The organism is Monashia sp. HAY1-5C, assembly GCF_056755255.1.
In genome coordinates, this window is the sequence record NZ_JBPGXG010000160.1 from 1 (window position 1) to 9,654 (window position 9,654).

The 9,654-nt window shown below is 73.6% G+C and carries 8 protein-coding genes; 6 read left to right on the forward strand and 2 right to left on the reverse strand.

The annotated features are described in order from the left end of the window. Nucleotides 1-185: 185 nt before the first annotated feature. Nucleotides 186-1,427 (reverse strand): citrate/2-methylcitrate synthase, encoded by a 1,242-nt coding sequence (locus ACR9ZK_RS18820; RefSeq protein ID WP_481343488.1) that lies wholly within the window; start codon nucleotides 1,425-1,427, stop codon nucleotides 186-188. 157 nt (nucleotides 1,428-1,584) lie between these two features. Between ACR9ZK_RS18820 and ACR9ZK_RS18825 the strand changes: the two genes are divergently transcribed. The 3 genes from ACR9ZK_RS18825 to ACR9ZK_RS18835 all read left to right on the forward strand — a co-directional run bounded on the left by ACR9ZK_RS18825 (nucleotide 1,585) and on the right by ACR9ZK_RS18835 (nucleotide 5,655). Then, nucleotides 1,585-2,766, forward strand: a complete 1,182-nt coding sequence (locus ACR9ZK_RS18825) for a citrate/2-methylcitrate synthase (protein WP_481343489.1) — start codon at nucleotides 1,585-1,587, stop codon at nucleotides 2,764-2,766. 84 nt (nucleotides 2,767-2,850) lie between these two features. Continuing rightward, nucleotides 2,851-4,131: an MFS transporter gene (locus tag ACR9ZK_RS18830; RefSeq protein ID WP_481343490.1), complete on the forward strand. Its 1,281-nt coding sequence runs from the start codon at nucleotides 2,851-2,853 to the stop codon at nucleotides 4,129-4,131. Nucleotides 4,132-4,527: 396 nt separating this feature from the next. After that, complete coding sequence (locus ACR9ZK_RS18835) at nucleotides 4,528-5,655, forward strand: M24 family metallopeptidase (RefSeq protein ID WP_481343491.1); 1,128 nt, start codon at nucleotides 4,528-4,530, stop codon at nucleotides 5,653-5,655. A gap of 19 nt (nucleotides 5,656-5,674) precedes the next feature. Here ACR9ZK_RS18835 and ACR9ZK_RS18840 read toward each other — a convergent pair whose 3' ends face one another. Further along, entirely contained in the window at nucleotides 5,675-7,126 is a 1,452-nt protein-coding gene (locus ACR9ZK_RS18840) for an NAD(P)/FAD-dependent oxidoreductase (RefSeq protein WP_481343492.1), read from the reverse strand. Between the two features lie 34 nt (nucleotides 7,127-7,160). On the opposite strand from ACR9ZK_RS18840, the gene ACR9ZK_RS18845 reads away from it, so the two are divergent. The 3 genes from ACR9ZK_RS18845 (at nucleotide 7,161) to ACR9ZK_RS18855 (ending at nucleotide 9,566) form a co-directional block, all read left to right on the forward strand. Next, nucleotides 7,161-8,012 carry a GNAT family N-acetyltransferase gene (locus ACR9ZK_RS18845; protein ID WP_481343493.1) on the forward strand — a complete coding sequence of 284 codons (852 nt, stop codon included), beginning with the start codon at nucleotides 7,161-7,163 and terminating at the stop codon, nucleotides 8,010-8,012. A 121-nt stretch (nucleotides 8,013-8,133) separates the two neighbouring features. Continuing rightward, nucleotides 8,134-9,162: a class II fructose-bisphosphate aldolase gene (fbaA, locus tag ACR9ZK_RS18850; RefSeq protein ID WP_481343494.1), complete on the forward strand. Its 1,029-nt coding sequence runs from the start codon at nucleotides 8,134-8,136 to the stop codon at nucleotides 9,160-9,162. Then, nucleotides 9,159-9,566: a DUF3151 domain-containing protein gene (locus ACR9ZK_RS18855; protein ID WP_481343495.1), complete on the forward strand. Its 408-nt coding sequence runs from the start codon at nucleotides 9,159-9,161 to the stop codon at nucleotides 9,564-9,566. Before fbaA ends, ACR9ZK_RS18855 begins: the two co-directional genes overlap by 4 nt. The last annotated feature ends 88 nt before the right edge of the window (nucleotides 9,567-9,654 follow it).

Here is a 9,654-nt window from a genome sequence, read left to right on the forward strand (position 1 = left end):
TCCGTCGTCGGCAGCGTCAGATGTGTATAAGAGACAGGCAACACACCGAGCAGCTGCCAACTCGTCACTGGTACTCCCGTCGGAGTTGACGACTACTCGGTGTGTTGCGGGACGATCCGGGGTCGCTGGTGGCTGGTGGCCCGGTGGGCCAGGGTGTCGACGCGGGGGCTGGCGGGGTGCCCGGGTCAGGCGGAGGGGTCGCGGCCGCGCCAGCGCAGCGGCTCCTCGGCGTACTCCTCCATGACGTGGGCGGCGACGCCGAAGGAGCGCGCGACCTGGAAGAGCACCTCGCCGGCGGCCGCCGGTAGCCCGAGGGCGTGCAGGGCCGCCGCGCCGGCGAGGTCGATGTTCGGCAGGGCGCCCGTGCGCTCGGCGACGACACCGGCCAGCGCGTCGAGCCGCTCGAGGACAGCCCCCGTGCCCGGCAGCCGGCGAACCCGGTCGAGGACGAGGGAGGCGCGCGGGTCGCCCTCGGGGTAGAGGAAGTGCCCGAACCCGGGCACGGATCCGTGCGCGCGCACGGCCCGTGCGACGGCGTCGCCGGCGCGCGACCCGTCGGCGAGGAGGGCGTGCGCGGCGACCGGTGCGGCGCCGTGCAACGGTCCGGCCATCGCGGCGTACGCCGCGCCGAGGCAGTCGTACAGTCCCGCGCGGGTCGACGCAGCGACGCGCGCCGCCACGGTCGAGGCCGTCAGGCCGTGGTCGAGCAGGCAGACGAGCAGGACGCCGACGACCTCGGCCGCCTCCGGCGTCGAGCGGCCCCCGAGCGCGGTGAGGGTCAGCTCGGCCAGCGGCCGCATCACCGAACCGCCCCGGGGGACCGGGCTCCGGCGGGTCGAGCCGGTGGCGCCGGTTCCGATGCCGGCCGACAGTGCGACGGCCCCGGCCACGACGCCGGGTGTGGCCTCGCGAACCCGCTCCGGGTCGACGTCGGCCGCGAACGGGTCGGAGGACGCGAGCAGCTGCACCGCCACGGGCACGCGCCGCTCGAGTGGTAGGTGGGCGAGCGCTCGGGCGGCCGGACGGACGGCCGCGGCCAGCGTCGGCATCCGTACGGGAGCGAGGTCTCCGCTCGTGAAGTCCTGTGGTGCAAGCGATCCCAGGACCAGCACCGCAGCGCGTTCGACCGTCTCGGTCGCCACCGCGTCGAGGGGCAGCCCGCGGTAGCGCAGCTTGCCCTCCACCTGGCTGCTGACCGCCGTCGCGACGGTGCGGAACCGCAGCACGGACTGCGGTGTGCCTACCGCGGGCGTCGCCGAGGCCATCGACTCGACCTGGGCGCGGTCGAAGAGGCTCTCCTGCTGGCCCGGACGCCGCTCGCTGCGCAGGAGCCCGCGGCTGACGTAGGCGTAGAGGGTCGCTCGCTTAACGCCGAGACGCTGGGCGGCCTCGGTCGTCGTGATCCACGGGCTGCGCGGTTCGGCCATGCGCTCCTCCTCGGTGGGGGCCCCGGTGGACCCGACGGGTGTCGACCGATCGCCACGGACCCGGGCGACATTGACCGGATCAACGTTGACCTGATCAACATTGACGATGTTGATCAACATGGTCGAGGGTGACGAGTGAACCCGAGAGGAGCCCGCCATGTCCACCCCTGAACCCACACCGGCACCCACCGGCCTCGTCATCGTCCCGCCCGGTCTGGCCAAGGTCGTCGTCGCCGACACCGAGATCGGCGACGTCCGCGGCGAGGAGGGCTTCTACCACTACCGGCAGTACTCGGCCGTCGACCTCGCCGAGGCGGTCGGCTTCGAGGACGCCTGGCACCTGCTCTTCCACGGCCGCCTCCCGTCCCGGTCCGAGCGCGACGCCCTGCGCGAGGAGGCCGGCCGGCTCCGCGTCCTGCCACCGGCCCTCGCCGACCTGCTCCCGGCAATCTGCGCCACCACGACCGACTCGCTCCAGGTGCTGCGCACCGCGCTGTCGGCCTGGGGCGGCATCACCGGCCAGCGCCCCCTCTACGACGCCGGCGAGGACGAGCGGCTCGCCTCGGCCATGGCGGCCGTCGCCGTCACGCCGACGATCCTCGCCGCTGCCCACCGGCTCCAGCGCGGCCTCGACCCCGTCCCGGCCGACCCCGACCTCGACCATGCCGCCGACTACCTGCGCATGGTCACCGGCAGGCTGCCCGCCGAGCGCGATGCCCGCGCCGTCGAGCAGTACCTCGTCGCGACGATGGACCACGGTTTCAACGCCTCGACGTTCACGGCGCGCGTCATCGCGAGCACCGGCGCCGACCTCGCCGCCTGCCTCGTCGGGGCGATCGGTTCCTTCGCCGGCCCCCGCCACGGCGGCGCCCCGAGCCGGGCGCTCGAGGCCCTCGAGGCGATCGGCACGCCGGACCGCGCCGAGCCCTGGGTGCGCGAGCAGGTCGCGCGCGGGGCCCGGATCATGGGCTTCGGCCACGCGGTCTACCGGACGCACGACCCGCGCTCGGAGCTGCTCAAGGGCGTGGCCCGCCGCTGGGACGACCCCCTCGTCGAGTTCGCGATCGGCGTCGAGGCCACCATCGAGCGGGTCCTCGCCGAGCTCAAGCCGGACCGCCCGCTCTACGCGAACGTCGAGTACTACGCCGGCGTCGTCATGCGTCTGGCCGGCCTCGAGCCGAGCATGTTCACCCCGACGTTCTGCGTGGCCCGGGTCGTCGGCTGGACCGCGAACATCCTCGAGCAGGCCCGGGACCCGAAGATCATCCGGCCCGCGGCCCGGTACGTCGGCCCACCGCCCCCGCAGCCCGTGCCGGTACGCACGCCGGCCACCGCCTGAACGGCCACGACCCGAACGCCCCGTAGGTTGGTGCTCGGCCGCGGTGACGACGTCGCCGGGCCGGGCGCAGGGGAGGGGGTAGGCATGGAGGCCGGCGATCCGCTCGAGCACGCAGGTGCTGTCGCGCCGACCGGCCGCGACGCGTCCTTCGCGCGCTTCTGGTTCGCCGACGCGGTCTCGAACCTCGGGACGTTCGTCTCGGCACTCGCGCTCCAGCTGCTCCTCATCGAGACCCTCCACGCCGACCAGGTGGACCTCGGCGTCGTGCGGTCGGCGCAGTGGCTGCCCTACCTGCTCTTCGGCCTCGTCGCCGGCGTCGTCGTCGACCGGGTCCGACGCCTGCCGCTGCTCGTCGGCGCCGACGTCCTCTGCGCCGCGCTGCTCGGGACGGTGGGCGTGCTCGCGCTCTACGGACGGCTCACGGTGCCGGTGCTCGCGGTGCTCGTGTTCGTCGTCGGCTCGGCCTCGATGTTCTTCAACGCCGCCCACCAGTCGCTGCTGCCGGCGATCGTGCCGCCGGGGCGGCTGCCCGGGGCCAACGCCCGCCTGTCGCAGACCTACTCGGCCACCCAGTCGCTGGGGCCGCTCGTCGGTGGGGCCCTCGTGCGCCTGCTGTCGGCGCCGGTCGCCGTCCTCGTCGACGCCGCCTCGTACGCGGTCTCGGCGGCCACCCTCACGATGCTGCGCATCGAGGAGCGTCCGCCGGCGCGGGCCCGGCGACGCCACGTGTGGGCCGAGCTGCGCGAAGGGGGCGCCTGGGTCTACCGGCACGCGACGCTCGGGCCCTACGCGATCTCCCTGCACCTGTGGTTCTTCGCCAACGGCATCGTCACGACGGTCCTCGTGTACTTCGCCACCACCGAGCTGCACCTCGACGCGCTCGCGGTCGGCCTCGTGCTCGCCGCCACCGGGGTCACAGGCGTCGTGGGCGCGGGCCTCGCGCCGCGTCTGGGCGTCCGGTTCGGCACCGGGCGCGTCGTCGTCGCGACGGAGTGGGCCAGCCCGCTGGCCTACGCGCTGCTGCTGCTCGCCCACCCCGGGCCGTGGGCCCTGCCGTGGCTGCTGCTCGCCAACGCCCTCTTCGGCCTCGCCATGGGTGTCAAGGACCCGCTGACCATGAGCCACCGCAACCTCGTGACGCCCGACCGGCTCCGCGGCCGGATGAACGCGACGATCCGCTCGCTGAACTGGGGGTCGATCGCGATCGCGGCGCCGCTCGGCGGGTGGCTCGCGGCCACGTGGGGCAACCGGTTCGCGATCGGCGCCGGGGTGCTCGGGCTCGCCGTCGCAGCCCTCGTGCTCTGGCGCTCGCCGTACCGGCACGTCACGGTCGAGGGGGAGCGTTCGGCCGGTGTCCGGGCGTGACAACGGGCCCCGACCACCTCGGTCGGGGCCCGTTCGGCGTGGCCCGAGGGAGCAACCGGGCCACGCACCACGCATCCGGCGTCCCCCCAACGGTAGGGGCCGGACGCCGCGCCCGGCACCCGCTGCGGGTCTGCACTCGGCAAGGACTTCGCAGGCGCAGGTCGGCTGCGGGTAAGGACGTCCTGTCGAGCTGCACGGGGGAACCGGCGTCGACCCTGCTCGTTCGAGGTATCCGGTCGCGGTCTGCTGCGATCGGATACCTCGACCCCGTTGCCACCCCAGTCGTTCGAGGTATCCGGTCGCGGTCCGCTGCGATCGGATACCTCGACCCCGGTGCCCGTCGGGCGCGTCAGCCGGTGGTGCGGGCTCGGGGGTGCCCGGCAGTACGGTCGGAACATGGGCACCCACACCTCGGTCCTCGACGTCACGACCATGCGCTCACGCCTCGACGGGCTGCGCCGGCACGCCGCGGAAGCCGGCCTCTCCTCCGTCGTCGTCGCGCCGGGGTCCGACCTGTGCTACCTCGTCGGCGTGCCCGGGTCGTCGTTCGAGCGGCTCACCGCGCTCGTCGTGCCCACCGACGCGTCCGTGGCGCCGGTCTTCGTCTCGCCGAGGCTGGAGTTCGCCGGGCTCGGCCACGTGCCGTTCGGCGACCTCGGCGTCGAGGTCCGCACGTGGGTCGACGGGGAGGACGCCTACGCCCTGGCGCTCGCGGGGGTGCCCCGCGGCCCGGTGGCCGTGTCCGACATGACGCCGGCACTGCACGCGCTGCGGCTGCGCGACGCGGGTGCCGCCGAGCAGCAGCTGGCCGGGCCGGTCCTGCGGGAGCTGCGGATGCGCAAGGACGCCGTCGAGCTCGAGCAGCTGCGTCTCGCCGGTGCCGCCATCGACCGCGTCCATGCGCGCGTGGGGGAATGGCTGCGCCCGGGCCGCACCGAGGCGGAGGTGGCCGCCGACATCGCGGCCGCGATCGTCGAGGAAGGCCATGCCGCAGCCGATTTCGTCATCGTCGGCTCGGGGCCGAACGGCGCGAGCCCGCACCACGAGGTCAGCGACCGCGTCGTGCAGCAGGGCGACGTCGTCGTCGTCGACATCGGCGGACCGCTGCCCTCGGGCTACAACTCCGACAGCACCCGCACCTACGCCGTCGGATCACCGACCGAGCCCGACGTCGCCGAGGCCTACGCGGCGCTGCAGGCCGCGCAGCAGGCGTCGGTCGACGCCGTCCGGCCCGGCGTCACGTGCCAGGACGTCGACCGCGCCGGGCGTGCCGTGCTCGCCGAGGCCGGCCTCGCCGAGCACTTCATCCACCGCACCGGCCACGGCATCGGCCTCGACGTCCACGAGGAGCCGTACGTCGTCGAGGGCAACGACCTGCCTCTCGAGGCGGGCATGACCTTCAGCATCGAGCCCGGCGTCTACCTCACCGGACGCTGGGGGGCGCGCATCGAGGACATCGTCGCCGTCACCGAGTCCGGCGTCGAGCGGTTCAACACCCGCCCCACGGAGCTGACCGTCCTGTAGCGTCCGAGCGCCGAGGGCGTCAGGAGTCGAAGCCGACGCCGAGGCGGTCGAGCGCGCGCAGCCAGAGGTTACGGCGCCCGGTGCGGTCCTCGGCGGCGAGCGAGGCGCGCGTCGCGGTGACGGCCGCGTAGCGCACGGGCTCGGGAGGGAAGGGAACCGGCTTGCGCCGGACCATGCCGAGCCGCGTCCGTTCCGTGTCGCGGCCGTCGACGAGGTCGAGGGCCACGGCCGCCCCGAACCGGGTCGAGGCCACGCCGAGCCCGGTGTACCCGACGGCGTAGGCCATCCGGCCGCCCAGGGCCGTGCCGAACACCGGCGTGAACCGCGACGTCGTGTCGATGACGCCGGCCCAGCGGTGGGTGAACCGGATGCCGTCGAGCTGCGGGAAGATGTCGAGGAAGTGGTCGGCGAGCAGGCCGTGCGAGGCGTCGTTCTGCTCGAGCGCGGGATCGATGCGTCCCGGGAAGTGGTAGTTGGCGTCGTAGCCACCGAAGAGGACGCGGTCATCGAGCGTCCTTCTGTAGTAGTGGAACTGGTTGCCCGCGTCGGTGAGGCCCTCCCGCCCAGCCCAGCCGATGGCGGCCAGCTGCGCAGGGCTCAGCGGCTCGGTCATGAGGACGTGGTCGTAGACCGGCAGCACCCACGCGCTGAACCGACGCAGCACCCCCTGCGACGCGTTGGTGCCGATGACGACGCGGCCGGCATGGATCGACCCGCCCTCCAGCCCGACCCGCACGCCGGGGCCCTCAGAGTCGAATCCCGTTGCCCGCGTGTGCTCGTGGATCCGGACGCCGAGCGACTCCGCGGCGCGCGCGAGCCCCCAGACGAGGCGAGCGGGGTCGACGAGCGCGACCTCCGGGTGGAACATGCCCGCCAGGTACAGCGGGGAGTCGACCCGGGCCCGGGCCTGAGCCGCATCGAGCAGCTCGACGGGGACACCGTGGGTCCGGTGCAGCTCGTAGGACTCCCGCACCGACGGCACCTGGTGCCCGGTCAGGGCGAGCGTCAGCTCACCGGGGCGGTGGAAGTCGGCCTCGATGCCGTGGCGCTCGAGCGTGGCGACGATGCCGTCGAAGTTCTCGGCGGCGAGCCGCTCGAGCGTTCCCATCTCCTCGGGCCAGCAGGCCACCCCCTGGGCCAGTCCGTGCGTCAACGACGGCGCCATGAAGCCGCCGTTCCGTCCGGACGCGCCGTCGGCCAGGCGTCCCGCCTCGACGACGACGACCTCACGCGACGGGTCGGCCTCCTTGGCCTGCAAGGCCGCCCACAGTCCGGTGAAGCCTCCGCCGACGACGAGGAGGTCGGTGCGCGGAGCCGCACCCGTGAGCGATGGCCGCGGCTCGGGTCGCTCCGGCCGGTCGGTCCAGAAGGGCGTGGGCCGGGCATCGGCCAGCGCCCGTGCGGCGCGGTCGCTCAGCGATGCGTCCGATCGGGCGGCGCGAGCGGCGTTCCGCGCAAGGAAAAGAGGCATGACGAGACGGATTCGACCATGCTTGGCTGTCCCTGTGAACCCCTCTTCGTTCCAGAGCGATGCCCTCGCCGTCGACTCCGACGAGCTGCTGCGCGTCTTCCACGACGAGACGCGCGCGCCGATCCGCGTCGGCACACCTCAGCGTCCCATCGAGGTCGACGGCCTCGTGCGGCGCGAGTACGAGCTCGACGGCGGCCACTGGAACATGATCGAGAGCCCCGACGGGCTCGGTCCCGACCCCGACGAGTGGGACGCCGTCATCGCACGGCAGCGCGACTTCTTCGCCCAGCGCGGCCTGCGCGTCGAGTGGAAGACCTACGACTACGACGAGCCCGCCGACCTCGGCACCCGCCTCGTGCGGGCCGGTTTCGTCAGGCAGGACGACGAGGCGCTGGTCCTCGGCGAGGCCGCGCCGCTCGCCGCGCAGGAGCTCTCCCTTCCCGACGGCGTGGTCGTGCGCGCCGCGGACTCCGACGAGGACTTCGAGCGGATGGCCGCGATGCTCGAGGTCGTGTGGGGGCAGCCGCAGCCCTGGGTGGTCGACTCGCTGCTGCCCCGGTGGCTCGCCGAGCCCGCGTCGATGGACGTCGTCGTCGTGGAGCAGACGCGTGGGGGACCGGTGCTCTGCGCGGCGCGGTCGGAGTACGACACGAGCCGCTTCACCGGCCTCTGGGGCGGCTCGACCCGGCCCGAGTGGCGCGGTCGCGGCCTCTACCGTGCCACGCTGCTGCACCGCGCCCGCCTCGGCCTCGAGCGCGGCAAGGACTTCGTGCGTGTCGACGCCTCGCCCGACTCCGAGCCGATCCTGCGCCGCCTCGGCCTGCACCGCGTGGCCACGACGACCCCCTACGTGTTCGAGCCGACCGACCGGCGTCCGGGGCGCTGAGCACCCGCGCTCCGAGGGGTGGGCACCGCTGACCGACGCCGGCCGGGCGTGGCAGGATCGACGGCGGACCGCACCGCCGTGGGGCCTGACGCCCCACCCGCACGAAACAGCAGGAGATGCCATGCCCATCGCCACCCCCGAGGTCTACGCCGACATGCTCGACCGCGCGAAGGCCGGCTCCTTCGCGTACCCCGCCATCAACGTCTCGAGCTCGCAGACGCTCAACGCCGCGCTGCAGGGGTTCTCCGACGCCGGGTCGGACGGCATCATCCAGGTCTCCACGGGCGGGGCCGAGTACCTGTCGGGCCCGAACGTCAAGAACATGGTCACCGGCTCGCTCGCCTTCGCCGCGTACGCGCACGAGGTCGCCAAGAACTACCCGGTCAACATCGCGCTGCACACCGACCACTGCCCGAAGGACAAGCTCGACGGCTTCGTCCGCCCCCTGCTCGCCGCCTCGACCGAGCGCGTCAAGGCCGGTGGCACCCCCTGGTTCCAGTCGCACATGTGGGACGGCTCGGCCGTGCCACTCGACGAGAACCTCGACATCGCCCGCGAGCTGCTCGGCCTGGCCAAGGCCGCGAACGTCGTCCTCGAGATCGAGGTCGGCGTCGTCGGCGGTGAGGAGGACGGCGTCGCCCACGAGATCAACGACAAGCTCTACTCGACGCCCGAGGACGCCATCGCCACGGTCGACGCCCTCGGCGCCGGCGAGAACGGCCGGTACCTGACGGCCCTGACCTTCGGCAACGTCCACGGCGTCTACAAGCCGGGCAACGTCAAGCTGCGTCCGGAGGTGCTCCTCGAGGCCCAGAAGGCCGCGGCCGGCAAGCTCGGCCTGTCCGACGAGGCCCGACCGTTCGACCTCGTCTTCCACGGCGGGTCCGGCTCGCTGCCCGAGGAGATCTCGGCTGCCGTCGACTACGGCGTCATCAAGATGAACGTCGACACCGACACCCAGTACGCCTTCACGCGCCCGGTCGCCGACTGGATGCTCAGCAACTACGCCGGCGTGCTCAAGATCGACGGCGAGGTCGGCAACAAGAAGCAGTACGACCCGCGCGCCTGGGGCAAGGCCGCCGAGGCCGGCATGGCCGCCCGCATCGTCGAGGCGTGCCAGGCCCTGCGGTCGGCCGGCACCCACGCGTGAGCGACAACCTGCTCGGGATCCCCGAGACACGTCTGGCCGAGGACCCCGCCGCCGCTCGCCTTGCCGCCGGTGAGGAGGCAGTTGTCGTGGCCGCCGCCGTGCCGACGTCCTCGCTCGCGTGGGCGACGCTGGCCGAGCAGGCCCTCGCCGCGGGCGGGCGCGACGTCGAGGCCTACGCCTACGCCCGCACCGGCTACCACCGCGCGCTCGACGCCCTGCGCAAGTCGGGCTGGCGGGGGCAGGGCCCGGTGCCGTGGTCCCACGAGCCGAACCGTGGGTTCCTGCGGGCGCTGGCAGCCCTGGCACGAGCCGCACGCGCCATCGGCGAGACGGACGAGGAGCAGCGGTGCGCGCAGTTCCTCCGCGACTCCTCCGCCGAGGCCGCCCGCGAGCTCGGCCTCTGACGCCTCACCTTCTCGACGGTCGGGCTGCCGGTCGGTGGAGCACCACCTGTCTCTTATACACATCTCCGAGCCCACGAGACGGAGCTAC